We start from the raw sequence: 26,144 nt of genomic DNA, 5'->3' as shown, positions 1-26,144 counted from the left end.
TGGTAGTTCATGGCGCTTTGTTATTTTGTTTTTTGCAAAGTGGCAAATCATTATATTAGACAACCAATTACTATTAACCAAAAATTATGAACCAAAACAGTAGCCGTCGTAACTTTTTAAAAACAGCGTCAGTGGGTGCCATTGGTGCTATCAGCATCCCGCAAATTGTATCAGCAGCTATGGCAACAGCGCCAAAGGGCAAGAAAGTAACTATCCAAAAAGGTGATGTTATACTATTCCAGGGCGATTCTATTACCGACTCGGGTCGTAATAAAACTACCATGACCGCAAACACTGCATCAGCGTTAGGCAATGGCTATGCTCTGATGGCAGCTGGCGAACTGTTGCTTAAACATCCAGAAAAGGACCTTAAGATATATAACAAAGGTATAAGCGGTAACAAAGTGTATCAACTGGCCGAGCGCTGGGATGCCGACGCGCTAAGCCTTAAACCTAACATCCTGAGCATCCACATAGGGGTAAACGATTACTGGCATACCATTACCAACGGTTATAAAGGAACCATTGATACTTATATAGCCGATTATAAAAAATTACTCGACCGTACAAAAGCTGCTTTACCTAATGTTAAGTTCATTATCTGTGAGCCTTTTGGTGTGTTGGGCGTAAGGTTTGTTGAGCAAAACTGGTACCCAACTTTTGATCTTTTCCGTAAGGCGGCTCGCGATATTGCCGTGGAGTACGATGCTCCGTTTGTACCCTATCAGGCGGCCTTTGATGCTGCGCTTAAGCAGGCTCCTGCCGCTTACTGGACCGGCGACGGCGTACATCCATCAGTAGCCGGTGCAGCCCTAATGGCACAAACCTGGCTGGAAGCTGTTAAGTAGATTAATATGTATAGAGTTATCATATTATTGTTAATGATCATTTCTTTTCCACAGGAAAAGCAGGCTTTACCTGATTTGGTTGGTAAATGGAAGGTCGAATCATTAAATATGGCCCAAGGTGCCTCCAAAACCAATCAAAAAGAAAAAGCAATAATTTATAATCAATTTGTTAAATATTTCTCAAATGCAACTTTTGAGTTTAAGGCCGATTACCATTGCTTTACATCAGTAAAAATGCCTGAAATGCCGCTGATTACTTACTGGAAGTATAACGCTACGAAGAACCAGGTAGAGTTAAAAACAGCAAAAAATGATGATTCTTTAATAATGGCATTCGAGATCATAGAAAAAAATGGCGATGTTTTTTTTGCTATGTCTGATGCTCCTTTAGTAATGAAAATGCGTAGGTTAAGCAATTAAAGATATAATCTTACTGTTTTTAAGCGAAGCTTAAAAACAGTACCTTTGCGCCCAAATGATTGCTATAAATAATTTAACGTTCGAGATTGGTGCGCGGGCGTTGTATGATGAGGCTAACTGGCACATCAAACCCGGAGAGAAAATTGGATTGATCGGCGCTAACGGAACCGGAAAAACCACACTTTTAAGAATAATTACCGGCGAGTATAAGCCAACATCGGGCACGGTATCAATGGCTAAGGACCTTACCATGGGCTACCTTAACCAGGATCTGTTATCGTACTCGTCTGATAAAACTATTGTGCATGTGGCCATGGAAGCTTTTGAGCGCCAGAACCAGTTGCATGATGAGATAGAAACTTTGCTAAAAAAGCTGGAAACAGATTACAGCGAAGATATTTTACATAAGCTAAGCGACAAGCAAAGCGAGTTTGAAGCGCTTGATGGCTATAACATAGAGTACAAAGCCCGCGAGATCTTAGCAGGTTTGGGCTTTAGCGATGAAGATTGCCAACGCAAGCTAAGCACCTTTTCGGGTGGTTGGCGTATGCGGGTAATGTTGGCCAAGATACTTTTACAGGCACCGGATATTTTATTGCTGGATGAGCCTACCAACCACCTCGACTTACCATCTATTCAATGGCTGGAAGATTATTTGAAAGCTTTTCAGGGCGCCATTATTATTGTTTCGCACGATAGGTGGTTCCTGGATAAAGTAATTAACCGCACGGTGGAGTCGCGCAAAGGTAAGTTAACCGTTTACGCGGGTAACTATACTTTTTATTTGGAAGAGAAAGCCCTGCGCGCAGAGATACAACGTGGCGAATTTAAAAACCAGCAATCAAAAATTAAGCAGGAAGAACGCTTGATTGAGCGTTTCCGCGCTAAGGCCTCCAAAGCAAAAATGGCGCAGTCGCGTATTAAAATGCTTGACAAAATGGAGCGTGTGGAAGATGTGGATGATGATAATCCCGAGGTTAACTTCAGCTTCAGATTCAGCAAGCAATCGGGCCGGCATGTTGTTACATTAGAGCATATCACCAAAAAATATCCTGCTATTGACATTTTAGATGATGCCGAAGCGGTTATTGAAAAAGGCGACAAAATTGCGCTGATAGGTGCCAACGGTAAAGGTAAATCAACATTATTACGTATTGTTGCAGGTGCCGATAAAGATTTTGCAGGTAACGCCATAACCGGGCATAACGTAACCCAAACCTTCTTTGCGCAGCACCAGTTGGAATCATTGCACCTGGAAAACCAGATATTACAAGAACTGCAAGCCTTTGCGCCTAAACATACCGATACGGAGCTTCGCTCTATTTTAGGATCGTTCCTCTTTACAGGTGATGATGTATTTAAAAAGATCAAAGTATTATCGGGTGGTGAAAAATCGCGTGTGGCTTTAGCTAAGGCCTTAACTGCCGATGCTAACTTTTTAGTACTGGATGAGCCAACCAACCACCTGGATATGGCTTCGGTGAACATTTTGATACAAGCCTTGCAACAGTATGAAGGTACGGTGATTGTTGTTTCGCACGACAGGTATTTCCTTGACAATGTGGCTAACAAGATCTGGTTTATTGAAAATCAGAAAATAAAACAATATCCGGGGACTTATCAGGAGTATGATGAATGGGCATCAAAACGTAAGTTAGAGCCTAAAGCTGCAATACCTCAACAAAAAAAGGAAGAGAAAAAACCGGAGCCTGTTAAACAGGTGCCAACTGAAAATAAGCACCAGCAGTTGAAAAAACTGAACCAGGATCTTGGTAAAATGGAACAGCAGATTGCTGAGCTTGAAAAGGTGGTAAAAGACTTTGAAGCCAAGCTGGCCGACGATAAAATATACAATGACAGCGCCAAACTGAAAGAAACTAATGCTGCCTACAGCCAGAAACAAGCCGAACTGAAACAACAACAGCAGGCCTGGGAAACATTGGCAGAACAGATAATGGAACTGGAAGGGTAGTAGTTTTACTTCTGATTTTTTTTGTCATCCTGAACGCAGTGAAGGATCTTATAAGTATTGCAACTAAACGCTGTGTTAGTCGCTTTTATAAGATCCTTCACTGCGTTCAGGATGACATTTTTTTAAACTTACCATTATGAAAATTCACATCATGGGTGCATCATGCGCCGGTTCAACAACTTTAGGTAATACGCTGGCTAAGAGGTTGGGATATACTTACCTGGATACTGACGCTTATTACTTTGTGCCCTCGGAAATACCTTTCTCCGTAAAGCGTGAACCAACCGAACGCATTGCCATGATGAAGACCGATTTTGAAGGGAATGAGAATGTTATAGTTGGCGGCTCATTGGTAAGCTGGGGCGATGATTGGTTTAGCAAATTTGACCTCGTGGTGTTTCTTTACCTACCTCATGATATCCGAATGGCCCGCCTTCATGCCCGCGAGGTTGAGCGCTACGGCGACAAAATATTTAACGATCCATATCGCGCAATGCAATACCAGCAATTTACAGCCTGGGCTAAAGGTTATGATGATAACACAACCAATGGACGTAACCTTGGTGTACATTTAGATTGGTTAAGCAAAGTAACATGCCCTGTTTTAAAGATTGAGGGTGATACGACTGTGGAAGAAAGGATTGAGCGGGTGATGAGCCTATTAAAAGTAAGCTAAGCGTCATGCCGGATTTGGAAGCCAAATTTATATATTAGGTAGTAAATTATTTAGACATTATTGTTATTACAATATTTGAAAAACTATACGATATTTTTCGGATTGTTATTGACATCCCTCTTGATTGGTTGTAGGCAGGGGTATGTTGTTGAAAACGGTCATGTATTTTATGAGTATTGGAACGAAGTATCGGGGCAAAACAAGAAACTTTTAGAGAAAGCTGATGCAGGAACATTTCAAAAGATTGACTTTGATTGCGGCTGTAGTTTTACCTTTGGTAAGGATAAAAAGTCAGTATACATAGATGGAAAGCAAATAGAGAACATTGACCCCAATTCGTTTAAGTTTATAGGTAATTACACATTTGCGGACAAAGATTCGGTTTACTTTTTTGGCTTTTACAATGATTTAAACGAATGTGCTATCAAAGGAGTGTCACCTAATAAAATTACATTGTTGAAGTATCCTTGGTCTAAATCAGGTAAAATCTTAATACACGGAAATGATACCATCCATGTTGGTGATATTGAAGAATTCATTCCTGTTGATGAAGATTGGGGTAAAACAAAGAAGAAGGTTATAAATAAAAATAAAATCCTTATAGGCGCAGATCCGGCGACATTTGAGGTCATCAACAGCTATTCAGGCAAGGACAAATATCACGTTTATGAGTTTGGGAAAATTAAAGAATAAGTATTTTTATATACTGATTAGTTTCACGGGATGCATAATTTCAATTTTCTCGTTTGGTAATACGTTCGCCCAAACACCCTATATCAACAATGTTTTCAACCCCGCTATAAAAAGTGTTGAGTTTTACAATACTGCACAGGTCGGCGCGTTCCCTGTAATCGATCTTAATTCTGCAGAGCAGCTATTGCTTGCTTTTGATGACCTGCGCGGTAGTTACCATAACTATTATTACACCTTGGAGCACTGCGACCATAAATGGAACTCATCTAATCTTTCTGTTGGTTTTTACATGCAGGGTTATCAGGATGATCGCATTATTGATTATCAATACTCCACCAATACCATGCGTAAATACACGCATTATGAGGTGAAATTTCCTAACGAAAATATTAAGCCTAAAATATCAGGCAATTACATCCTCAAGGTTTATGAGGATGGCGATCAAAGTAAAATGATACTTACCCGTCGCTTTTTTATTTTAGGGAGTAAGGTTGGCGTTGGTGCCGATGTGGTTACGCCTAACTTAACCCAGCTAAGGCAAACCGGACAAAAAGTTAATGTGCAGATCAATTACGGTGGCCTGGTGGTGCAAAATCCCAACTCAGATATGCGGGTGGTGGTGATGCAAAATGAACGCCCTGAAACGGTACAGATCAATATTCCGCCTACCTATGTACGTAACGGACAATTGATTTATAATGATATTAACCTCAATAACTTTGCCGGGCGTAACGAGTTTAGGCGATTTGATACCCGTACACTTAAAGTTAATTCGGAGCGCATCGGTCGCATTTACAGAGACACTTCATACGCGGTAGTTTTACTGATAGATCCTGTTAGAAACAGCCCTGACTACTTGTTCCAGTTTGATAATGATGGCAGGTTTTACATCCTTAACCAGGATGGTAACGATGCCCGTCGTGATGGCGATTATACGTACGTTTACTTTAATTTAGCTGCAGGGAGTTTACCTTCTCAGGGTTCAGTGCATATTATTGGGAAATTTAATGATTACTGTATTGACGAACGCAGCAAACTCGAATTTGATGCCGCGGTTAACAGGTATTTTATCAAACTATTGTTAAAACAGGGTGTTTACGATTACGAATATACCTGGGTTGACAACGCTGGCAAAGCCGACGATATACCCGTTGAAGGCAGCCATTTTGAAACACAGAACGAATACCAGGTATTGGTGTATTACCGCCCGCCAAGTGCCCGTTGGGATGAGCTGGTAGGCTACCGTTTGCTCAACACTGCCAAAAAGTAGCGTAAACTGTTTACCTTTGGTTAAACAATGAACCGCGCAAACCCCATAATTGATAAGCAATGGCTGTACCTTTTAATAGGTGTTGCGGTTGTTATCAATTTAACAGGCATGTTCATTCCCATAATGGGTCCGGACGGTGCGCTGTATGCCACCATAGCCAAAACCATGGTGTTGCGTAATAATTATGTCGAGCTTTTTTACAACGGTACCGACTGGCTGGATAAGCCGCATTTCCCATTTTGGTTAACCGCGTTTTCTTTCAAGCTTTTTGGGTTTACAACAATTGCCTACAAGCTGCCTGCTCTGCTTGTTATGCTGATGGGAGCTGCTTACACTTATCTGTTTGGTAAGCGTTTGTATAACGAGCAAATAGCTTTGTGGGCGGTGTTGATATTGCTTACTGCACAGCACATTGTTTTATCTAACATGGATGTGCGTGCCGAGCCGTACTTAACCGGATTGATCATAGCATCCGTTTATCATTTTTATCGGGCTCAAAAAGGAAACTACCTACAATTAGTTTTAGGCTGCTTGTTTGCAGCCTGCGCGGTGATGACGAAAGGTATGTTTGCGCTCGTGCCTATTTGCGGAGCCATTGCAGGGCATTTATTTATTACAAGACAATGGAAACAGCTGTTTAACCTGAAATGGTTATTGGCTTTTGTATTGATACTTGTCTTTATTGTACCCGAGCTGTATTGCCTGTACGTGCAATTTGATGCGCATCCGGAGAAAGTAGTATTTGGTACAACACATGTCTCAGGTATCAGGTTCTTTTTTTGGGATAGCCAGTTCGGCAGGTTTTTTAATACCGGTCCTATAAAGGGTCATGGCGATCCCTTCTTTTTTGTGCATACTTCGCTTTGGGCCTTTTTGCCATGGTCGCTTTTGTTGTTTGCAGCCATTTTCCAAGTCATTAAAAAAGGCATCAGGCTACCTTTTCGCACGGAATGGTATTGCCTGAGCGGTGCCATGCTTACTTTTTTGCTTTTCTCGGCGTCCAGCTTTCAGCTTCCGCATTATTTAAATATCGTTTTTCCGTTTTTTGCTATCCTGACCGCGCAATACCTGTATCAGCTACATAACCGCCAAAGCATTAAGACGGTTAAAGTAACCCAAACCATCGTCATAATTCTTATGCTGTTGGTGATAGCGGCCTTGCACTATTTCTATCAGCCCGAAACTTTTAACGCGGTTACAGGGGTATTTATGCTTGCTATTTTAGGGTTAGCGTTTTTGCTTCCGCAGCGGGTGAGCAGAGGAGATATGGCGCAGGTAGTAATACGCACGGCAATGATCTCGTTTGTTATCAACTTGTATATTAACCAAGTGTTCTACAAATCGCTTTTAAAATATCAGGCCGGGAGTGAGGCTGCCATGTGGATTAATCAAAATAATCCTCAAAAATTGTCGGTTATACAGCTTACTGATGATATAACTACGCCCTTTGAGTTCTATATTGATGGAGAAGCCAACACATTGAATACAGATCAGCTGCAACAGGTCAAAAACAAACCTTACATCCTTTACGGCAACAAGGCCATTATTGACGAATTGGCTGCAACGGGCTACGAGGTTAAACCACTTAAAAGCTTTGAAAAATATTGGATAAGCAGGCTGAAGCCGTCTTTTTTGAATAAAGCAACGCGGGATAAAGAACTGTCCGAAATGCAGGTGGCGATAGTAACCCCTAAATGACAGTGGCAAAAAAATAAAACCCTACCTTTGCCGCCTATGAATACATCTTTGAAAAATATTTACGATAGCATAATTTTTGATCTTGACGGTACCCTTTGGGATAGCACCGGCGTTGTTGCCGAAGCATGGCAGGCCGCTAAAAATGAGGTTGATTTTATAAACGAAGATATAACTGCCGATATGGTGAAAGGCATTACCGGTATGACCTATAAAGCCATTTTTGAAAAGCTTTTCCCTTACTTAACCGACGAAAAACGCGAAGAATATAAAGCCATAGCCGCTAAATACGAATTGGAGGTTCTGCACACCAAAGGCGGACAACTTTACCCACGGTTAGAAGAAACGCTGCAATATCTTGTTCAAAAGTACAAACTGTTCATTGTGAGCAATTGCCAAAGTGGTTACATTGAGGTTTTCTTCAAAACCAGCGGATTAAAAAAGTATTTTCAGGGTCACCAGTGTTATGGCACCAAAAACGCGCCAAAAGCAGAGAATATAAAAGATATAGTGAATGATCACGGTTTGAAAGCGCCCGTTTACGTTGGCGACACCATGGGTGACTATAACGCCGCTGTTGGCGCCGGTGTGCCTTTTATTTTCGCTGCGTATGGTTTTGGCAAGGTAGAAGAGGGGCAGGTTGCAACACTTACGCAGGTGAGTGATCTGACAGAACTGGTATAACTCATTATGAAAATATCTAAGTATCTCCATTCCTGTTTGATATTTGAGCTGGACGGTTACAAACTGTTGTTTGACCCGGGCAAATTCAGTTTTGCTGAAGGTTTGGTAAGGCCGGAAATGTTTGCTGATGTTGATGCTGTCATCATTACCCATATTCACCTCGACCATTTAGATATTGAAATCGTAAAACAGATTGTCCAACTGAGTAATGCGCCTGTTTATACCAACGCGCACGTAGGTGGGGAGCTTAGTAAAGCGGGAATATCGCACACTATTTGGACCGATGGTCTCTATCAGCTTGGCACTTTTAAACTACAAGCCATCACAGTAAAGCACGAGCTGATATTGGATAATCCTTTACCGCAGATGACAGGCTTTATCATTAACGATAAAGTGCTGCATCCGGTTGATTCTATGGAGGAAAGTTTGTTGCAGTATAAGGGAATTGAACTTTTGCTGATGGTGACCATGGCGCCATTCACCAACGAATTGCGTATTACAGATTTTGCCGACCGCCTTCAACCCAAACAGATATTGCCTGTTCATGATGGCTACGCAAAGGACTTTTTTATTGAGCAACGCTACGCTGCCTATAAAAAACACTTTGAGCAACGCGGTATTCAGTTTAACGGCGTTTACAAAGTTGGAGATAGCGTAACGTTGTAAACGGCTACTGTAGCTTCTTGATCAATTCGGCACCCAACGCATCGGTGCTTTCTGCCGCGTTAGCTAATACAATTACCGCCAGATTCTTTTCTTTATTAAAAGCCATAAAGCTGCTGCTGCCATAAGTGCCGCCGTTATGAAACGTATAGTCAACACCGCCAATTTTTATAATGTGCCAGCCTAATCCAATTTTGGTATCGGTGCTTGTGTAGGTTATTTGGTGTGTAAGGTCAAAAGCTTTTGACAGTTTGCCTTGACCTTTTACCATGTTGGCCTTTACGTAGGTTGCGAGGTCGCTTACCGAGGAGCGTAAAGCTCCGCAGGCTGCTAATGCGTCAAAATCCCAGGCGGCAGTCATTTCACCATTATCGTCATAAACAGTAGTGAAGCGGTCGTTTTGGATGCGGGACAAGTGTTGAGCTGTATTTTTCATCTGCAAGGGCGTACAGATAACTTCCTGCGCCATCCGCTCATAAGGCTTACCACTTATCTTTTCTAATACAATGCCTAATAAACCCACGCCCAAATTAGAGTAAGCATAAGTTTTACCGGGATCGGTATTTAAACGGCATCGCTTTAAATAGCTGTAGAGTAATTGCTTTGTGTAATTTTTATAGGGATTCTCCCTGTCATATGGCGTTTGAGAACCATAATTTTCGGGTAGCCGTGGTAAGCCTGAAGTATGGTTGCTTAAAGTTTGCAACGTAATATTTTTCAATTGCGGATTAGCAGCTACCGAGTCTGGTAGGTATTTAGTTATCGGGTCGGTCAGTTTTGCTTTACCTTCATTTACATACCAGGCCAGTAAAGTAGCTGTAAAGGTTTTGGTTATTGACCCTATCTCAAAAATGGTATTGCCGGTAGGCAGTTTTTTATTGCCTTTGGCAGTTTCGCCATAATTGTAAATATTCAGAACGCCATCTTTTATTATACCAATACTCAAGCCAACGGTGTTAGCTTTTTGGATGTATTCGCGGGCGGCGGTATCAACTTTTTTATCTGCAAGGGTAGCCAGTTTATTGTCAGTAGCCGCGTGGTCAATTTTTTTTATGGAGTTGTCTTTGTAGGGTTGAAAAAGAAAAACCTCAATTTTATCAAATTGATCAAGACTTAAAAGCAACTGCAAAGTAACAGCCTCAAATTGTAGTTTGTAAGTGGCCAAACTATTGTTTTGGAAACTGATAAGTGTGGATGTTTTGATACTCCCCAACGGAAAAAGCTGCTGTACACATACTTGCTGAAACGCAACCGGACTAAGCGCCGCTCTGAATTTATCTCCAGTTAAAGCATATATGCCGTTTGCATTTTTTAATGCGAAGTTTTGCTTTACCAGCGTAAGTACCGAATCTGTTTTTTGAAGCTGACGATTTTGGGCAGCTAACTTAATGCTAACTACAGCTACTATAAAAAGCGTCAAGATCCATTTTTTACCCATTTACAGCAGCTCTTTTACAGTTGAAAAATGTTGGTTTAATGGGTCTGTCAGGCTGAAAAATCTTTTTTCGTTAACATTCCATCTAAACCTGAACAAGGTTATACCCAATGCAGCACCAGCCAAATAATTTAAACCAATAAATCTGAACATGTCGGCAGGTTCTGCAAAAAGCGCGGTTATAGATTTTTGCATTATAAACATGCTAACTATGCTTGTTAATACCGATAATCCTGCGCCGCATATAATTCCACCGTCGCTAATAGCGTAATTCCAGACACCTTTTTGGCGGGTTGTTTCCCACTCTTTAACAAATTGGATGTTTGCGGCATCTTCTCTGGTAAGTCCTTTAGCTTTTAGCCGTGTTTCAAAATCTATGTCCTTCTTGTAGTTATTATATCCGCTTATAATATTAAACGCGATAACCGCAAGGAGCAGCAACTTTTGATCATAGCCACAAATGAAAGCAATGATGATACATGATAGGATGAGTGCCCGATAGTTGTTTTTTACATATAGCAGAAACGCGTCCATTCAATTCGAGCGTATTTAAGCAGGTGTTTGTCCCGCCAGCAAGTAAAGCACTGCCATACGCACAGCCACACCGTTTTCAACCTGGTCTAATATAATAGATTGTTTGCTATCGGCCACGTCGCTGGTTATTTCCACACCGCGGTTAATAGGGCCGGGGTGCATAACGGTGATCTCTTTATCCAGCGAATCTAATATCTGTTTATTCAGACCGTAAAGCATGGTGTACTCGCGCAGCGATGGAAAGTATTTAATATCCTGGCGTTCTAACTGTATGCGTAACATATTGGCTACATCGCACCAGTTTAGCGCTTTCATCAGGTTATGTTCTACTTTAACGCCGAGTGAGCCAATATATTTTGGTATAAGAGTAGTAGGTCCGCAAACCATTACCTCAGCGCCTAATTGTTTAAGACAAAGTATGTTTGACAGGGCAACACGCGAATGAAGAATATCGCCTACTATTACTATTTTTTTTCCTGCTACATCGCCATATTTTTCACGGATAGAGAAAGCATCCAACAAAGCCTGCGTAGGGTGCTCATGCGCGCCATCGCCTGCATTTACAATTTGTGCCTTTACATGTTTGGAAAGGAAGATGCCGGCACCGGCGTAGGGGTGGCGCATTACCACCATATCCACCTTCATGGCCAGTATGTTATTTACGGTATCAATCAACGTTTCGCCTTTGCTTACTGATGATGAAGAAGCTGCAAAGTTAACGGTATCGGCCGATAGTCTCTTTTGTGCTAACTCGAATGATAAACGTGTACGTGTAGAGTTTTCAAAAAATATGTTGGCGATGGTTACATCGCGCAATGAAGGAACTTTTTTTATCGGTCGGTTTAAAACCGATTTAAAGGTGTCGGCAGTTTCAAATATCAGTTGAATATCTGCTTCGTTTAAATCTTTAATACCGAGTAAGTGCCTTGTGCTTAGTCCCATATTTTATTTCGAATTTTGGATGTTCGATTTCGGATTATTAAGTTGTATGTTGTCATGCCTAATTTGTTTCGGCACCTTGGTTTTGTTATCAGATTCAGCCTTGTTCGAAATCCGAAATCGAACATCCGAAATCCGATATTTTTATTTCTGCTCCGACAAAAGTACTATCTTGTCTTCGCCATCTGTTTCTTTCCAGCTTACCACCACTTTCTGTGATGCGATAGAGTCAACTTCAATGCCTACATAATCTGCCGACACTGGTATGTGTCGCGAGTATCTGCGGTCAACCAAGGTCAGTAATTCCACCTTTTCGGGGCGACCAAAAGCCAGCATGGCATCCATGGCGGCGCGAATGGTGCGGCCGGTCCACAACACATCGTCCATCATGATTACCTTTTTACCTTCTATGATAAAATCAATTTTAGTTTGATTAGGCACCAATGGCGATTCACGGCGACGGAAGTCATCACGATAAAAGGTGATGTCGAGATCGCCTTGTAAAATGGTGCTTTCCGGGAGTATTTTGCGTAGCTCTTCGGCAACACGTTTGGCTAAATAAATGCCCCGTGGCTGAATACCAATTAAAACTGAGCCGGAAAAGTCGTTATGGTTTTCAATTAACTGACGACACAGCCGCTGAATAGTGATCTGAAATTTTTTACCGTCGAGCAGTGTTAGATTTTGCATCGTATGGGTGGATTTGGGCAAAGGTAATAATTTTAGAGATTAGTTGAATGGTGATCAGAGATTAGTTAGTGATTGGATTGCTCACTATTGTAATCTAAACCAAATACACGGCAATTAGCATAGAACTTGACAACTGTTTTTGGTCAATTTTCAGGACGTGGCATCAATAAAAAAAGCCCTGCCAATTGCTCGGCAGGGCTTTGTAAAAACTATGGTTAAAGCTTAGTTAGCTTCTTCTTCTGATTTTTTGTCAGCAGATTTTTTTGCTGCTGCTTTAGTTTCAGCGCCTTCCATTTGCTCTTTCAACTGTGCTAATACGCTCAGATCACCTAAAGTTGATTTCTCAACAGAATCTTTCACTTTTTTCACAGCGTTGGTAGCAGCTTTAGCTTCTTTTTTGCGGTTCTCAAAGTCTTGAACACGGGCTTCAGCACGAGCTTCTTCCCATATACGTGAGTGAGAGATCACAATACGTTTGCTGTCTTTGTTAAATTCAATGATCTTGAATTCAGCAACGTCATCAGCTTTAACGCTTTTGCCGTCTTCTTTAACCAGGTGCTTGGTTGGCACAAAGCCTTCAACACCATAAGGTAAAGCAACAATAGCACCTTTATCAGTTACTTTTAATACGGTACCTTCATGAATTGAATCAAGAGTGAAGATAGTTTCAAAAGTATCCCAAGGGTTTTCTTCTAATTGTTTGTGGCCTAAGCTTAATTTGCGGTTTTCAATATCCAGCTCTAAAACAACCACGTTTAGTTTTTCACCAACTTTAGTGAACTCGTTAGGGTGGTTAACTTTTTTAGACCATGAAAGGTCAGAGATATGGATCAGGCCGTCAATTCCGTCTTCCAGTTCAACAAACACACCAAAGTTAGTCATGTTTTTAACTGTAGCAACGTGCTGAGTACCTACTGCGTATTTCTCGCCTGCGTTTTGCCAAGGATCAGGGGTTAATTGCTTAATGCCTAATGACATTTTGCGCTCGTCGCGGTCAAGTGTTAACACTTGTGCTTCAATCTCGTCACCAACTTTCAGGAATTCCTGAGGGTTACGCAGATTTTGTGACCATGACATTTCTGATACGTGGATCAAACCTTCAACACCCGGAATGATCTCTAAGAACGCTCCGTAATCAGCAACTGTTACGATGCGGCCTTTAACTTTAGAGCCAATTTGGATAGACTCGTCAAGCGATTGCCAAGGGTGTGGAGTAAGTTGTTTTAAACCAAGAGCGATACGTTTTTTCTCATCATCAAAGTCAAGTACAACAACGTTGATTTTTTGATCCAATGATAAAACTTCGCGCGGATGCTCAATGCGGCCCCATGAAATATCAGTAATGTGAAGTAAGCCGTCAACACCACCAAGGTCAATGAATACACCAAAGTCGGTAATGTTTTTAACTGTACCTTCCAATACCTGACCTTTTTCAAGTTTGGCAACAATTTCAGTTTTTTGATTTTCCAGGTCGTCTTCAATAAGCACTTTGTGAGATACCACAACGTTTTTGAATTCGTGGTTGATTTTAACAACTTTGAATTCCATAGTTTTACCTACGTAAACATCGTAATCACGAATAGGCTTAATATCAATTTGAGAGCCTGGTAAGAAGGCTTCTACGCCCATTATATCAACAATCAAACCACCTTTAGTTCTGCTCTTAACAAAACCGGTGATAATTTCGTCGTTATCCAGTGCAGAATTAATTTTCTCCCATGATTTTTGAGTTTTAGCGCGTTTACGAGAAAGTACTAACTGACCGTTAGCATCTTCTTGCGACTCTACAAAAACGTCAACTTTGTCACCAACTTTAAGATCTGGTGTATCACGGAATTCAGAAACAGATACTAAACCGTCAGATTTAAATCCAACGTTCAATACTACATCCTTGTTGTTAACACTTACAACAGTACCGGTGATGATTTCGCCTTTAGTGATAGAGCTGAAAGTTCCATCATAAAGTTTTTCAAATTTTTCACGGTCGCTGTCGCTGTAGTTACCAAATTTTTTGTCGTCAGCGTCCCAGTCAAAATCTGCGTCTGGTGCTGTAGCGATTTGAGATTTGATGTCTTCGATCGATATTAAATCAGCTTCTGATTCAATCGTCTCTTTTTCTGCGTTAGCAGTTGCTGTACCCAGCTCTGCTTCTTTAGCTTTTAATTCTTTTTCTGCTTCTTGTTTTTTTGCCATTAAATAATTTTTCTCCTTTTTCCCAACCTTAATTGGGACTGCAAAGGTAGAACTATAATTCAATCCAAAAAAATTTAATTTGAGTTTATTGGCTGATTTTTAAGGTTTTTTGCGTGTTAATAACCATTTAACAACCGCTTATTACTAACCTGTATCAAAACGCTGCTAAATTGTATCCATTTTCTTAGTTATCTCACTAAAAATCAGCATGAAGTCTGTGAGTAAAGTAGTTCGGTAATTTTCAATAATTTCGGTCATGCCTGCTTCATGTTGAGGGGTGAAAGGATCTTGCCATACCCGCATACATATACGTTTAAGGGCATAGGTTATCTGGCCAGGCTCAGCGTAAGTGTGTAAATATTGGTCTTTTTTAAATTTTTCAAAATACCTTAAAAATATCGATGGATCTTTCAATCCGGCCATACCAAAAAAATGTTCAAGCGCGCTGTGGGTGCAACTGCTTAGGTGCGCGTAAAAACTGTCTACAGATAACTTGCCCGTAGTTATCAATAAATTATCAAGGATCAGCTCTACCGCAATATGTCCCAAAAAAAACGGCTTTACAGGCGAACCCTGTATGGCGGGTAACAGCTCCTTCTTTAATTGATGGCTGTGGGTTTTAAAAAAATCAGATGAATGAAAATGTCTGTCCACCTCCAGGTGTTTGTTCCATCCGGCTATCAGGCTGTTTACATTCTGATTATTGGGATGCTGGAGCTTTTCAGGGTGAAGTACTATGGTTTTGTCCGCGTTTTTTAACAGATCAGGCAAAACTGTGCCTAATATAAAGTAGCAGTCGGTAACGTTTCGGTCAAAGTAATAATGCGATAAAAAATTCATAAGTAAAACCCAGGGGGATGGTTTGCCTTTAAAGCTACAAAAAAATGCCGTATACCCCTAAATGGTTACATATATTTCAATCATTTAAGGGAATGTATAAATCTGTTATCTTTGGCGTCCCGATGGTAGATGCGGGAAGTAAATAAGATACACGAAATGAATTTTGTAGAAGAACTACGCTGGCGCGGCATGCTGCATGATATTATGCCCGGAACCGAAGAATTGTTAAATAAAGGTATGGTTTCCGGGTATATTGGTTTTGATCCAACTGCCGATTCGCTGCACGTGGGACACTTAACCCAGATCATGACGCTGATCCATTTTCAACGCGCGGGCCACAGGCCTTTTGCTTTGGTTGGTGGTGCTACCGGTATGGTTGGTGATCCCTCAGGCAAATCTGCCGAGCGTAATTTACTGTCAGAAGAGGTACTTCAAAAAAACCTCGAAGGCGTTAAGGAGCAGCTTAAAAAGTTTTTGAATTTTGACGGCGGCGCCAACAGTGCTAAAATGGTTAACAATTACGACTGGTTTAAGGATTTTACTTTCCTTGATTTTATCCGCGATGTAGGCAAGCACATTACTGTTAACTACATGATGGCTAAAGACTCGGTAAAAAAGCGTTTAGAGGGTGAAACGGGTATGTCTTTCACGGAATTTACCTACCAGTTGGTTCAGGGTTATGATTTTTATTATTTGTGGAAGCATGAGAACTGCGCTTTACAAATGGGTGGCAGTGACCAATGGGGTAACATTGTTACAGGTACCGAACTGGTACGCCGTAAAGGGGCTGGCGAAGCTTTCGCGCTTACCACGCAATTAATTAAAAAGGCTGATGGTACTAAATTTGGCAAAAGCGAGGGTGGTAACATCTGGCTTGATCGGGCTAAAACATCGCCTTATAAATTTTACCAGTTCTGGTTAAACACCAGCGACGATGATGCTAAATCATACATCCGCATATTTACCCTATTTGATGAAGAAACTATAAAAGCTTTAGAGGCCGAGCAGGATGCAGCACCGCATCAGCGTGCTATACAAAAGGCTTTAGCTAAAGATATTACCATACGCGTGCATAGCGAAGCTGAATACGAAAAGGCCATCAAATCATCAGAGTTTTTGTTTGGCAATACCGGTGTTGAGTTTTTAAATGAGTTAAATGATGACGAGGTGTTAGGCATATTTGAAGGAGTACCTAATTTCAATGTATCGCTTACCGAACTGCAAGAAGGCATTAATGTGGTTGACTTGTTAGCTGCTAACACTGCTGTTTTCCCTTCCAAAGGCGAGGCTAAAAAAATGATACAGGGTGGTGGTGCTGCTATTAATAAAGCCAAGATAGCATCTGTTGATTCTACCTACAGTGCTGACAGCCTGATTAATGGTAAGTTTTTAGTTGTTCAAAAAGGAAAGAAAAATTATTTCTTAATAGTTGCCGAATAATTTTGAAATGCGACAAATTGGTATTAAATTTGGACGAATGTCTGAAATTAATATGAAAAAGTATTCAAAAGAAACACAAACTACAACTGTTGCGGAGCCAATGGTGGCTTATGCTGTACAGCCAAATCTGTTTGCAACGGTTTTTGGGGGCTCGGGTAAAAATGCTTTTGGAGCAAGTAGTTTTGATATGCTTACTTTAAGCAGGCAGGGTTTACCCAAAAGCGGTTTAATGGCTTTGGCTAAAAAAATATCGCTTACCCTTCAAGAGTTTGCCAATATAATGCACATTTCTGAGCGTACACTGCAACGTTATGATGATGATGCCATCATCAAGGTTGAATACGCCGAGAAAGCAGTTGAGTTGGCGCGCCTGTATACCCGTGGTGAGGAAGTTTTCGGCTCTTTAGATAAATTTAAAACCTGGATGAAAACCCCACTGCATGCTTTTAAAGGTGAGGCTCCGGTTTCTCTTTTGGATACCTCTATAGGTTTTGATATGGTTTTTAAAGAGTTGGGCCGTATTGAGCACGGTATTTTTGCTTAATAATGATACTTTACCGGCTTTGTAAATGCGTTTACGCTGATGATCTTAGCGGTAACGGTGCCCGCTTGTATGGTGGCCGGTGGAACAGTGAGGGGAGGGCTATGCTTTACACGGCATCGTCAAGGTCATTAGCGGTTTTGGAGGCATTGGTTCATTTAAGCCCTACCAATATGCCCGATGATTTTTGTATGCTCACCATAGAGGCGCCTGATGATTACACCATACTCGATGTTGAAACCTTACCAAAAGATTGGCGGGAGTATCCTGAAAAACAGATATTAAAACAAACCGGTAATAACTTTTTGAAAGAAGCTAAACACCTGTTATTACAGGTACCCTCGGCTTTGGTTAGTGAGGAGTTTAATTACTTGCTTAACCCTATGCATCCTAACGCATCATCTGTTAAAACTATAAGTAAACGAGCGTTTAGCTTTGATGAGCGGTTATTGAGTTGATCTTAAACATTCTTTGCTATTGCTAATAATGATAAGGTGATATAAAAGCAAAGGGTTGGAATTTTTCCAACCCTTTGCTTTCGTAATTTTTCATTAACTAAAAATCGCTTAAGAGATCTAACTTTTTAGCGTTGTATTCTTCCTGAGATATCAAACCATTCTCAAACAAAACTTTTAGCTTTTTTAATTTCTCGGTAAGCTCGTCAGGTTTAGAAGTTTCAACAGGTGCGGGCGGTGGTGCAACAGGTGCCGGCTGCTCAACAACGGGTGCGGCATGCACAACCGTAGCGGCAACAGGCTGCGACGGCGTTTCAAATTGCACAGAACCCGATTGTGCACGTTTTTCTTCCAGTTCGCGTAAACGGCGTGCTTCGCGCTCTGCTTCTTTGCGCTCCTGTGAATATTGATACAATTTGCGCGCCTGTACTTTAGGCAAATAATCAACGCCCATTTCAGCACCGTTGGTGGTGCGTACGCTAAAAATGGCACCTATTATTTCTTCTTTGGTGTGCACATCAACTATATCCTTCCAAACAAAATCAACAAATTTTATGGAAAGACCCAGGTTGGCAGGTGTAAAGAACAAAACGCGTTTATTGGTTATAGCAATACAATCAGGCAGTAAATTAACCAAAGGTTTTTTTTGAACTGCAATGTAAATTATCTCCTCGCCGGTGGTTAACAGGTCGGTAAGGCGCAGATAAACTTTTTCAACCGCTTTTGGATCTTGTTCATCGTTCAAAAATTTTTCCATCATAATAGGATACGTATTTGCGGCTAAATTAAATAAAATCTGTTAGTTGTACATTAAGTTTTAAGCTATCAACAAATTGCAACCGCGTATATCTGAGTTGTCAAAACGGCCTAATACTTCAAACTCGCCTTCAGCATGCAGTTTGCCCAGATCCTGCGTAGCAATAAATGAGCATGAGTTAATATTGGCAAGGTCAATTACATTGATGCCACCTGTTTTGTTTGAAGGGATGAGACTCAGCGGATCGTTGGTATCTCTTATCAGTATCTTCATCCATGGCGGGCATGCAAATAGGCCATCTCCTTTAGAGTAAGCCTGAGATAGCAGCTCAGTCATCCCATATTCCGAATGGATTTGTTCAACACCAAAACCATTGCATAATATATTGTGCAGTTCTTCGCGTATCATTTCTTTACGGCGGCCTTTCATGCCGCCGGTTTCCATTATAATCAATTCCGGAAAGTTCAATTGATAGGCTTCAACAAAATCAAGCAGCGCAAATGTTACGCCGATAAGCAAGGTAGGCTTACCAGCGCGTTGTTGCTTTAGCAATTGTTGATATAACTCTTCATGATTATATAAATAAAAACCACTATAGGGATTGCAAGAACCTTTTATGAGATCAGCAGCCATATATATTAATGACGAGCCTTCACGCTCTAAATAGGAGGGTAGCAGCGCCAGAACAGTGTAGTTTTTGATGTTGCCATAGAATAACTCAAAGGCATTTCTGAAACTTTCTTCATACCAGCTTACATCGCTGACATAATGCCTGCTGGTTATCATGCCGGTAGTACCCGAACTGGTGAAAACAGTATCGGCATCTTTATCGTCGCTTTTTACCGTATGGTTTTTGAAAAAGCTTATCGGTAAAAATGGTATCTGTTCTACCTGCTGAATTTTTGAAGAATCAACGCTTAAGCCTCTAATAAAATCGCTGTAAACTTGACAATGGTTAGCCTGATATTTAAATACCTGCAAAGCAGCTCGCTCAAATTGAACCGCATTGCTTATTGAAAATATTTCTTCCAGACCTGGTTTCATCATGATGCAAAGGTAAAATTAAAAGCTGAGCAATAGTTGAAAGATAGGTTGCCGAAAAAGTTGAAATAATGTAACCTTAACGTGCTGTTAACCGTTTTTAGATATAAAAGAATGTGAAAATTTTAGAAATGAGCGGTAATTTTTAAAACCCTGTTAATTTTTAAAAATTCATCCAATTTATAGTTGTGCGATAGCTTATTTGTGCGATAAAAATCGTTTATTAGCTGTTGAAACAGGTTGTTGATTACCCGTTTTTAACTTTTACGGGCTATATCATCAGTTTTTTAATTTTTATATGGAAGAGAACACTAAAGATCCGGAAATTGAGCCAACCAACGTTGTAGCTGATGAAGAAGAAGATTTTAAGCACGTCAATAACCCGGTAATAGGTTTAAAACCTATACAAAAAAAATACCTCGGTACGGCCAATAGCTGTCTGCAGCAAACCAATAAATTTTACTTTACTGATGGCGATGCCAAAGTTGAGGTTGTTGTTGTAACCGATCAGATCATCCGGGTGAGGCTTGCTCCGCATGGCGTATTTTTGGATGAATTTTCATACGCCGTACCGAAGTTGGAACAAAAAACCACTGAGTTTGCCTTGTTTGAAGATGAAAATGAGTTCAGGGTATCAACCAATGTGGTAAACTGCCACATCCGTAAAGCAGATTTCTTTATTTCCTTCTCTGATGCCGAGCATCATATTACCAGTTCGGATGCTGTATCCATGCACTGGGAAGAGAACGTATCTTTTGGAGGTTATTACGTATTCTGTACCAAAACATGTGCTCCGCAGGAAAGCTTTTTTGGTTTAGGAGATAAAGCTACAGAACTTAACTTACGCGGCAAGCGCTTTGTTAACTGGAACACTGATGCTTATTCATTTCAGTGGAACCAGGATCCTATTTACCGCACCATTCCATTTTACATCAGCGTAAACGAGAATATTGCTCACGGCATTTTCTTTGACAATACTTACAAATCGCATTTTGACTTTGGTAAAGAACAAAATGACCATACCAGTTTTTGGGCGGATGGTGGCGAGCTGAGATATTACTATATCCACGGTCCGCATATGATGGATGTGGTTAAAAATTATCACCTGCTTACAGGTACCCATGCTATGCCGCCAATGTGGGCCTTTGGTTATCACCAATGCCGTTGGAGCTACTATCCTGAAGCTAAGGTGAGGGCAATTGCCAAAACTTTCCGTGAGCAGCAAATACCTTGCGACGCCATCTATTTAGATATAGATTACATGGATGGCTACCGTTGCTTTACCTGGAACAAAAAGTATTTCCCGGATCCGAAGAAGATGGTAAAAGAACTATCTGATGATGGATTTAAAACGGTAGTTATTATTGACCCTGGGATTCGCGTAGATGATAACTATTGGGTATTTAAAGAAGGCAAAGAGAAAAACTATTTCTGCCGCCGAAGCGATGATTACTTTATGGAGGGCCATGTGTGGCCGGGCCGTTGCCAGTTTCCGGATTTTACAAACCCGGAGGTACGTGAATGGTGGGGCGGTTTGTTCCAGGGCTTAGTTGAAGCCGGCGTAGCGGGTGTTTGGAATGATATGAACGAACCTGCTGTGTTTGGTACCGGTACTTTCCCTGATGACGTTCGTCATCAGTACGACGGGCACCGCGGATCGCACCGTAAGGCGCACAATGTTTATGGTATGCAAATGGTACGCGCCACTTACGAGGGGTTGCGCAACATCATGAAAAATAAGCGTCCGTTCACTATTACAAGGGCAGGCTATTCTGGTGTGCAGCGTTACACATCTGTTTGGACAGGCGATAACGTAGCCACCTGGGAGCATCTAAAATTAGGTAACATACAATTACAGCGTTTATCTATATCAGGCATACCGTTTTGTGGTACTGATATTGGTGGCTTTAGCGGTGAACCAGACGGAGAACTGTTTACGCGTTGGATTCAAATAGGCACTTTTGCACCATTTATGCGCGCGCACTCTGCCGGAGATACTAAAGAACGCGAGCCATGGAGCTTTGGCGAGCCGTATACTTCTATCAACCGTAAGTTTATTGAGTTGAGGTATCGCTTAATGCCTTATTTCTACTCAACATTCTGGGAGCATCACCGTTATGGTTTCCCTATATTGCGCCCTATAGTTATGCAGGAGCAAGGAGAGTATAGCAATCACTACCGTCAGGATGAGTTTAAGTATGGCGATAAACTGTTAGTATGCCCGGTATTAGAACCCGGACAAAAAAGCCGCAAGCTGTACCTACACAAAGGCCAATGGTATAACTTCTGGACAAATGAGATAGTAGAAGGTGGAAAAGAGATCGAAGTGGAAACGCCTTTAGACACTATACCATTGTTTGTTAAAGCAGGTGCTGTATTGCCAGAATATCCGGTAATGCAGTATGTGGGCGAAAAGGAAATTGAAGAAGTAATACTCAACGTTTACTTTAACGATATAGAGACCAATTCCTTCTTCTTTGAAGATTACGGCGAAACTTTTGCCTATGAGCAGGATATTTATTCTGAAAAGAAATTTGCAGTGCGTGGCAGTGTGATCAATTTTGTTATTGAGCAAAGCATGGAAGGTTTATACACGCCGCGTTATGAAACCTATCAGTTCAACGTATTTGGCTTGCCGTTTACGCCAACCAAAATTATGGCTGATGATAAGCCAATAACCGAGTTTACTATCAATGAAAACAAGGTGCTTGAATTTCAAACGAATAAGAAGTTTAAGAAGATAGAAATTGCAGTGTAAACTGTCATAACCCCGGCCAAAACCGGGGTTATTTTTTTTATCATAAACATGCATCACCCTTAAATGTTGAATAATGATATATTTGACATTATTCAATTTCCTAAATTCCCGTAAGGGCAACTCATATGGCTAAAAGATCCGTTAAAAAGGACGCAGAAATTCCCGCATCAAAACCTGTTAAAACAACTAAACCCAAAGCCACTAAAGCTATTAAACCAGTTAGTGAGAACTTGCCGGAGCAACAACCGCAACAGCTTTTAGCAGTTGAGCCTTACAGCCGTTTTACTGATTTTGACGTTTCACTTTTTCAATCGGGTAAACACTACAAACTATACGAAAAATTTGGTTCGCATGTGGTAGAGCATAAGGGCGTTATTGGAACGTATTTCGCTGTATGGGCGCCTAACGCGCAATATATATCGGTTATGGCCAACTTTAATGGCTGGAACAAAGGCTCGCATCCGCTGCATGTAAGGTGGGATGGTTCGGGTATATGGGAAGGCTTTATTCCGAATGTTGGCGTTGGCGAGGTTTATAAGTATTTCATCAAATCATCAAGCGGAGAGGAGTTAGAAAAAAGCGACCCGTTTGCTTTACGCTGGGAAGTACCACCGCTTACCGGCTCAATAGTGGCAGATACTTACCACGAATGGCAGGATGAATTATGGATGTATACCCGCCATAAGCACAATAACCTGGCGCAGCCATATTCGGTTTATGAAGTGCATTTGGGTTCGTGGGCGCGTAATTGGGAAAGCCCTGATGAATTTTATACTTATGAGCAGTTAATTGATAAATTGGTGCCTTACGTTAAAGAGCTTGGCTTTACGCACGTAGAGTTTATGCCTTTGGCAGAGCACCCATACTATCCAAGCTGGGGCTACCAGGTAAGCGGATATTTTGCGGCTTCTGCCCGCTACGGTACGCCACAGCAATTAATGCGACTAATAGAAGCCTTTCACCGCGAGGGCATTGGTGTGATAATGGATTGGGTTCCATCGCATTTTCCGGGAGATATACATGCATTGTACAGGTTTGATGGTACACATTTATATGAGCATGCCGATCCGCGCAAGGGTTACCACCCTGATTGGAAATCGTACATCTTCAATTACGGACGTAATGAGGTGCGCTCATTTTTGATCAGTAATGCTATTTTCTGGCTGGACAGATATCATATTGACGGTTTGCGTGTAGACGCAGTTGCATCTATGTTATACCTTGATTATTCCCGTAATCACGGTGAGTGGGAGCCTAATATGTTTGGTGGTAACGAAAACCTGGAAGCTATTTCTTTCCTGAAAGATTTCAACGAAGCGTGCTACAGCCACTTCCCTGATGTGCAAACCATAGCAGAAGAATCAACCTCTTTCCATGGTGTTAGTCGCCCGGTGTTTCTGGGAGGCTTGGGTTTTGGCATGAAATGGATGATGGGCTGGATGCACGATACCATCAAGTACTTTCATGAAGATCCAATTAACCGGAAATATCATCATAACCAGTTAACGTTTAGTTTGATATACGCTTTTACTGAGAACTTTATGCTGCCATTCTCGCATGACGAAGTGGTTTATGGTAAGGGTTCCATGCTGCGTAAAATGCCGGGCGATGAGTGGCAGCAATTTGCCAACCTCCGTTTGGTTTATAGCTATATGTTTACGCATCCGGGAGCGAAACTGTTATTTATGGGCAGTGAATTTGGTCAGGGAGATGAATGGAACTATCAGCACTCTTTACCATGGCATTTATTGGAATATCCTAATCATGCAGGTATAAAAGAAGCTGTTAAGGCACTGAACACGCTTTATAAAAACGAGCCGGCTTTGTATGAAAAGCAATTCAGCGGTGACGGCTTTGAATGGATTGATGGTGGTAACGTTAATGACTCTATTGTTGTTTACTCCCGTAAAGGAAATAACCCGGAAGATGATGTGGTAGTTATTTTAAACATGACACCTGTTGTGCGCGAAAACTACAGGGTAGGAGTGCCTGACGCCGGTAACTGGCAGGAAATTTTCAATTCAGACGAGATTGGTTTTTGGGGCAGTGGTGTGAACAACAAAGGCGTTACATGCAGCGAAGCCGTAAACTGGCATGGCAGAGAGAACAGTATAAACATTACATTACCACCCTTGGCGGCGAGCGTATTCAAGAGGGTAAAATAAAAAAAGAAACGTCATGCCGAATATATTCGGCATGACGTTAATACATATTTGATTAAGTTAATCAGCTACCGATACCTGCTCATCTTTCTTAGACAATTCTTCCCGTTTAAATCCGCGAATGATTAACCTGGTGCCGCCGTTGTTACTAAAGTAGCTACCCACCCAGTTGACAAATACCACTACCTTATTGCGGAAGCCAAGCAATGAAATAAGGTGTACAAACATCCAGATCAGCCAGGCAAAAAAGCCCTGGAACTTAAGCTTTCCTAAATCGGCTATTGCCTTATTCCTTCCGATTGTAGCTAATGAGCCTTTATCATTATACTCAAATATTTCTGTTTGCTCGCCTCTTAAAATATGAACAATGTTTTTTGCAGCATGCTTACCTTGCTGAATAGCTACCTGAGCTACTCCGGGATGTCCCTTGGGAGTTTTTTCGGTTATCATAGCCGCAACGTCGCCAATGGCAAAAATGTTATTATAGCCATTAATACGTAACGTGCCGTCAACACGTATTCTGTTGCCTCTTTCTAAATGTTCTTTATTCACACCTTCAGGCACAACCCCCATCACGCCGGCAGACCATATCACGTTTTTGGTACGTATTATTTTACCGCCCTCAAATTTGATCTCGTTGCCATCGTAGCTTTCCACTTTCATATTTAACAATACTTCCACACCCATTCCGGTCAGGAAATCTTTGGCAGCGCTTGAGCCCTCGTCAGAGAAAGGTCCTAATACCTTTGGCAGAAAGTCAACCAGGTAAACCTTCATTTCCTCTTTTTGAAGCTCGGGGTAGTCCTTGGTCAAAATATGGTTTCTAAGCTCTGCAAGCGATCCTGCCAGCTCAACACCTGTTGGGCCGGCACCAACCAGAACAAATGATAACAGCGCTTCCCTATCATCTTTATTAGTTGTTCTTACGGCTTCCTCTAAGTTCTGCAACATCAAATACCTAAGGTTCAACGCTTCGGGTATTGATTTCATTGGCATAGCATAGCGCTCAATTTCTTTGTTGCCGAAAAAATTGGTGGTTGAACCGGTGGCTATCACCAAATAATCGTACTTAATATCACCTATAGTTGTAAAAAGTGTACTGTATTCTGTATCAACGCCCGAAACTTCAGCAATACGGAACCGGAAGTTTTTCTGATCACTAAAGTTTTTACGTAAGGAGAAGGCTATTGATTCGGCTTCCAGACTACCGGTAGCAACCTGGTAGAGCAGCGGTTGAAATGTGTGATAATTGTGCTTGTCCAGCATAAGCACTTCAACAGGAGCATCGGCCAGGTTCTTTGCTACCTGCAGGCCGCCAAAGCCGCCGCCAATGATTACTACTAACGGGAATTTTGATGTGTTTTCCATAGTAAGGATGTGTGTGATTTAAGTATAACAAAAAAGGCTCCAAATATTCTTCGGAGCCTTTTTTAATGTT

23 protein-coding genes are annotated in these 26,144 nt (G+C 41.4%); 14 read left to right on the top strand and 9 right to left on the bottom strand.

What is annotated here, in order from left to right; genetic code table 11:
• Nucleotides 1-86 precede the first annotated feature (86 nt).
• The 9 genes from CLV57_RS13680 to CLV57_RS13640 all read left to right on the top strand — a co-directional run bounded on the left by CLV57_RS13680 (nt 87) and on the right by CLV57_RS13640 (nt 8,924).
• Nucleotides 87-848, top strand: coding sequence for an SGNH/GDSL hydrolase family protein (locus CLV57_RS13680; protein ID WP_100341948.1), 762 nt, complete (start codon nt 87-89; stop codon nt 846-848).
• A 6-nt stretch (nt 849-854) separates the two neighbouring features.
• Nucleotides 855-1,268 (top strand): hypothetical protein, encoded by a 414-nt coding sequence (locus tag CLV57_RS13675; RefSeq protein WP_157799161.1) that lies wholly within the window; start codon nt 855-857, stop codon nt 1,266-1,268.
• Between the two features lie 55 nt (nt 1,269-1,323).
• The gene (gene abc-f, locus CLV57_RS13670) at nt 1,324-3,240 is read left to right on the top strand and encodes a ribosomal protection-like ABC-F family protein (RefSeq protein WP_100341946.1); all 1,917 of its coding nucleotides are present in this window, start codon (nt 1,324-1,326) and stop codon (nt 3,238-3,240) included.
• 136 nt (nt 3,241-3,376) lie between these two features.
• Complete coding sequence (locus CLV57_RS13665) at nt 3,377-3,916, top strand: AAA family ATPase (RefSeq protein ID WP_100341945.1); 540 nt, start codon at nt 3,377-3,379, stop codon at nt 3,914-3,916.
• A 75-nt stretch (nt 3,917-3,991) separates the two neighbouring features.
• Complete coding sequence (locus CLV57_RS13660; protein ID WP_169927086.1) at nt 3,992-4,609, top strand: DKNYY domain-containing protein; 618 nt, start codon at nt 3,992-3,994, stop codon at nt 4,607-4,609.
• A complete protein-coding gene (locus tag CLV57_RS13655; RefSeq protein WP_100341943.1) occupies nt 4,584-5,879 on the top strand; it encodes a type IX secretion system plug protein in 1,296 nt (431 codons plus the stop codon). The genes CLV57_RS13660 and CLV57_RS13655 overlap by 26 nt, the downstream gene beginning before the upstream one ends.
• Nucleotides 5,880-5,906: 27 nt before the next feature.
• Complete coding sequence (locus CLV57_RS13650) at nt 5,907-7,577, top strand: ArnT family glycosyltransferase (protein ID WP_100341942.1); 1,671 nt, start codon at nt 5,907-5,909, stop codon at nt 7,575-7,577.
• Nucleotides 7,578-7,613: 36 nt separating this feature from the next.
• Nucleotides 7,614-8,258 (top strand): HAD family hydrolase, encoded by a 645-nt coding sequence (locus tag CLV57_RS13645; RefSeq protein WP_100341941.1) that lies wholly within the window; start codon nt 7,614-7,616, stop codon nt 8,256-8,258.
• 6 nt (nt 8,259-8,264) lie between these two features.
• On the top strand, nt 8,265-8,924 hold the full coding sequence (locus CLV57_RS13640) for an MBL fold metallo-hydrolase (protein ID WP_100341940.1): 660 nt from the start codon (nt 8,265-8,267) through the stop codon (nt 8,922-8,924).
• 4 nt (nt 8,925-8,928) lie between these two features.
• Here CLV57_RS13640 and CLV57_RS13635 read toward each other — a convergent pair whose 3' ends face one another.
• The 6 genes from CLV57_RS13635 to CLV57_RS13610 all read right to left on the bottom strand — a co-directional run bounded on the left by CLV57_RS13635 (nt 8,929) and on the right by CLV57_RS13610 (nt 15,552).
• Entirely contained in the window at nt 8,929-10,359 is a 1,431-nt protein-coding gene (locus CLV57_RS13635; protein WP_100341939.1) for a serine hydrolase domain-containing protein, read from the bottom strand.
• On the bottom strand, nt 10,360-10,890 hold the full coding sequence (locus tag CLV57_RS13630; protein WP_100341938.1) for a hypothetical protein: 531 nt from the start codon (nt 10,888-10,890) through the stop codon (nt 10,360-10,362).
• A 15-nt stretch (nt 10,891-10,905) separates the two neighbouring features.
• Complete coding sequence (locus tag CLV57_RS13625) at nt 10,906-11,832, bottom strand: aspartate carbamoyltransferase catalytic subunit (protein ID WP_100341937.1); 927 nt, start codon at nt 11,830-11,832, stop codon at nt 10,906-10,908.
• 141 nt (nt 11,833-11,973) lie between these two features.
• The gene (pyrR, locus tag CLV57_RS13620) at nt 11,974-12,519 is read right to left on the bottom strand and encodes a bifunctional pyr operon transcriptional regulator/uracil phosphoribosyltransferase PyrR (RefSeq protein ID WP_100341936.1); all 546 of its coding nucleotides are present in this window, start codon (nt 12,517-12,519) and stop codon (nt 11,974-11,976) included.
• A gap of 222 nt (nt 12,520-12,741) precedes the next feature.
• Nucleotides 12,742-14,712 (bottom strand): 30S ribosomal protein S1, encoded by a 1,971-nt coding sequence (gene rpsA / locus CLV57_RS13615; RefSeq protein WP_100341935.1) that lies wholly within the window; start codon nt 14,710-14,712, stop codon nt 12,742-12,744.
• Nucleotides 14,713-14,877: 165 nt separating this feature from the next.
• On the bottom strand, nt 14,878-15,552 hold the full coding sequence (locus tag CLV57_RS13610; protein WP_100341934.1) for a hypothetical protein: 675 nt from the start codon (nt 15,550-15,552) through the stop codon (nt 14,878-14,880).
• A 156-nt stretch (nt 15,553-15,708) separates the two neighbouring features.
• On the opposite strand from CLV57_RS13610, the gene tyrS reads away from it, so the two are divergent.
• From tyrS to CLV57_RS13595, 3 genes are read left to right on the top strand one after another with little or no spacing between them, the layout of a single operon-like run.
• Nucleotides 15,709-16,992 carry a tyrosine--tRNA ligase gene (gene tyrS, locus CLV57_RS13605; protein ID WP_100342854.1) on the top strand — a complete coding sequence of 428 codons (1,284 nt, stop codon included), beginning with the start codon at nt 15,709-15,711 and terminating at the stop codon, nt 16,990-16,992.
• A 52-nt stretch (nt 16,993-17,044) separates the two neighbouring features.
• The gene (parS, locus tag CLV57_RS13600; RefSeq protein WP_100342853.1) at nt 17,045-17,536 is read left to right on the top strand and encodes a type II RES/Xre toxin-antitoxin system antitoxin; all 492 of its coding nucleotides are present in this window, start codon (nt 17,045-17,047) and stop codon (nt 17,534-17,536) included.
• 2 nt (nt 17,537-17,538) lie between these two features.
• Complete coding sequence (locus CLV57_RS13595) at nt 17,539-17,991, top strand: RES family NAD+ phosphorylase (RefSeq protein WP_100341933.1); 453 nt, start codon at nt 17,539-17,541, stop codon at nt 17,989-17,991.
• Nucleotides 17,992-18,088: 97 nt separating this feature from the next.
• Here CLV57_RS13595 and CLV57_RS13590 read toward each other — a convergent pair whose 3' ends face one another.
• A complete protein-coding gene (locus tag CLV57_RS13590) occupies nt 18,089-18,745 on the bottom strand; it encodes a PH domain-containing protein (protein WP_245857072.1) in 657 nt (218 codons plus the stop codon).
• Between the two features lie 60 nt (nt 18,746-18,805).
• On the bottom strand, nt 18,806-19,792 hold the full coding sequence (locus tag CLV57_RS13585; protein WP_100341931.1) for a LuxE/PaaK family acyltransferase: 987 nt from the start codon (nt 19,790-19,792) through the stop codon (nt 18,806-18,808).
• A 292-nt stretch (nt 19,793-20,084) separates the two neighbouring features.
• On the opposite strand from CLV57_RS13585, the gene CLV57_RS13580 reads away from it, so the two are divergent.
• Both CLV57_RS13580 and glgB read left to right on the top strand, forming a co-directional pair.
• A complete protein-coding gene (locus tag CLV57_RS13580) occupies nt 20,085-22,544 on the top strand; it encodes a glycoside hydrolase family 31 protein (protein ID WP_100341930.1) in 2,460 nt (819 codons plus the stop codon).
• 125 nt (nt 22,545-22,669) lie between these two features.
• Nucleotides 22,670-24,709: a 1,4-alpha-glucan branching protein GlgB gene (gene glgB / locus CLV57_RS13575; RefSeq protein ID WP_100341929.1), complete on the top strand. Its 2,040-nt coding sequence runs from the start codon at nt 22,670-22,672 to the stop codon at nt 24,707-24,709.
• 57 nt (nt 24,710-24,766) lie between these two features.
• On the opposite strand, the gene CLV57_RS13570 is transcribed toward glgB, so the two are convergent.
• A complete protein-coding gene (locus CLV57_RS13570; protein ID WP_100341928.1) occupies nt 24,767-26,074 on the bottom strand; it encodes an NAD(P)/FAD-dependent oxidoreductase in 1,308 nt (435 codons plus the stop codon).
• Nucleotides 26,075-26,144 lie beyond the last annotated feature (70 nt).

The organism is Mucilaginibacter auburnensis, assembly GCF_002797815.1.
Lineage (GTDB): Bacteria > Bacteroidota > Bacteroidia > Sphingobacteriales > Sphingobacteriaceae > Mucilaginibacter > Mucilaginibacter auburnensis.
Note: the sequence above shows the minus strand (reverse complement) of the source record. Positions and strands in the feature narration are given on the sequence as shown.

Excerpts from the sequence above, each read along its gene's own strand:
- CLV57_RS13610 (WP_100341934.1), bottom strand. The coding sequence starts at position 15,552 with ATGAATTTTTTATCGCATTATTACTTTGACCGAAACGTTACCGACTGC.
- CLV57_RS13625 (WP_100341937.1), bottom strand. The coding sequence starts at position 11,832 with ATGGGACTAAGCACAAGGCACTTACTCGGTATTAAAGATTTAAACGAA.
- CLV57_RS13570 (WP_100341928.1), bottom strand. The coding sequence starts at position 26,074 with ATGGAAAACACATCAAAATTCCCGTTAGTAGTAATCATTGGCGGCGGC.
- abc-f (WP_100341946.1), top strand. The coding sequence starts at position 1,324 with ATGATTGCTATAAATAATTTAACGTTCGAGATTGGTGCGCGGGCGTTG.
- CLV57_RS13675 (WP_157799161.1), top strand. The coding sequence starts at position 855 with ATGTATAGAGTTATCATATTATTGTTAATGATCATTTCTTTTCCACAG.
- glgB (WP_100341929.1), top strand. The coding sequence starts at position 22,670 with ATGGCTAAAAGATCCGTTAAAAAGGACGCAGAAATTCCCGCATCAAAA.
- CLV57_RS13645 (WP_100341941.1), top strand. The coding sequence starts at position 7,614 with ATGAATACATCTTTGAAAAATATTTACGATAGCATAATTTTTGATCTT.
- CLV57_RS13635 (WP_100341939.1), bottom strand. The coding sequence starts at position 10,359 with ATGGGTAAAAAATGGATCTTGACGCTTTTTATAGTAGCTGTAGTTAGC.
- CLV57_RS13640 (WP_100341940.1), top strand. The coding sequence starts at position 8,265 with ATGAAAATATCTAAGTATCTCCATTCCTGTTTGATATTTGAGCTGGAC.
- rpsA (WP_100341935.1), bottom strand. The coding sequence starts at position 14,712 with ATGGCAAAAAAACAAGAAGCAGAAAAAGAATTAAAAGCTAAAGAAGCA.
- CLV57_RS13595 (WP_100341933.1), top strand. The coding sequence starts at position 17,539 with ATGATACTTTACCGGCTTTGTAAATGCGTTTACGCTGATGATCTTAGC.
- CLV57_RS13650 (WP_100341942.1), top strand. The coding sequence starts at position 5,907 with ATGAACCGCGCAAACCCCATAATTGATAAGCAATGGCTGTACCTTTTA.
- CLV57_RS13630 (WP_100341938.1), bottom strand. The coding sequence starts at position 10,890 with ATGGACGCGTTTCTGCTATATGTAAAAAACAACTATCGGGCACTCATC.
- CLV57_RS13585 (WP_100341931.1), bottom strand. The coding sequence starts at position 19,792 with ATGATGAAACCAGGTCTGGAAGAAATATTTTCAATAAGCAATGCGGTT.
- CLV57_RS13590 (WP_245857072.1), bottom strand. The coding sequence starts at position 18,745 with ATGGAAAAATTTTTGAACGATGAACAAGATCCAAAAGCGGTTGAAAAA.
- tyrS (WP_100342854.1), top strand. The coding sequence starts at position 15,709 with ATGAATTTTGTAGAAGAACTACGCTGGCGCGGCATGCTGCATGATATT.
- parS (WP_100342853.1), top strand. The coding sequence starts at position 17,045 with ATGAAAAAGTATTCAAAAGAAACACAAACTACAACTGTTGCGGAGCCA.
- CLV57_RS13665 (WP_100341945.1), top strand. The coding sequence starts at position 3,377 with ATGAAAATTCACATCATGGGTGCATCATGCGCCGGTTCAACAACTTTA.
- CLV57_RS13680 (WP_100341948.1), top strand. The coding sequence starts at position 87 with ATGAACCAAAACAGTAGCCGTCGTAACTTTTTAAAAACAGCGTCAGTG.
- pyrR (WP_100341936.1), bottom strand. The coding sequence starts at position 12,519 with ATGCAAAATCTAACACTGCTCGACGGTAAAAAATTTCAGATCACTATT.
- CLV57_RS13655 (WP_100341943.1), top strand. The coding sequence starts at position 4,584 with ATGAGTTTGGGAAAATTAAAGAATAAGTATTTTTATATACTGATTAGT.
- CLV57_RS13580 (WP_100341930.1), top strand. The coding sequence starts at position 20,085 with ATGGAAGAGAACACTAAAGATCCGGAAATTGAGCCAACCAACGTTGTA.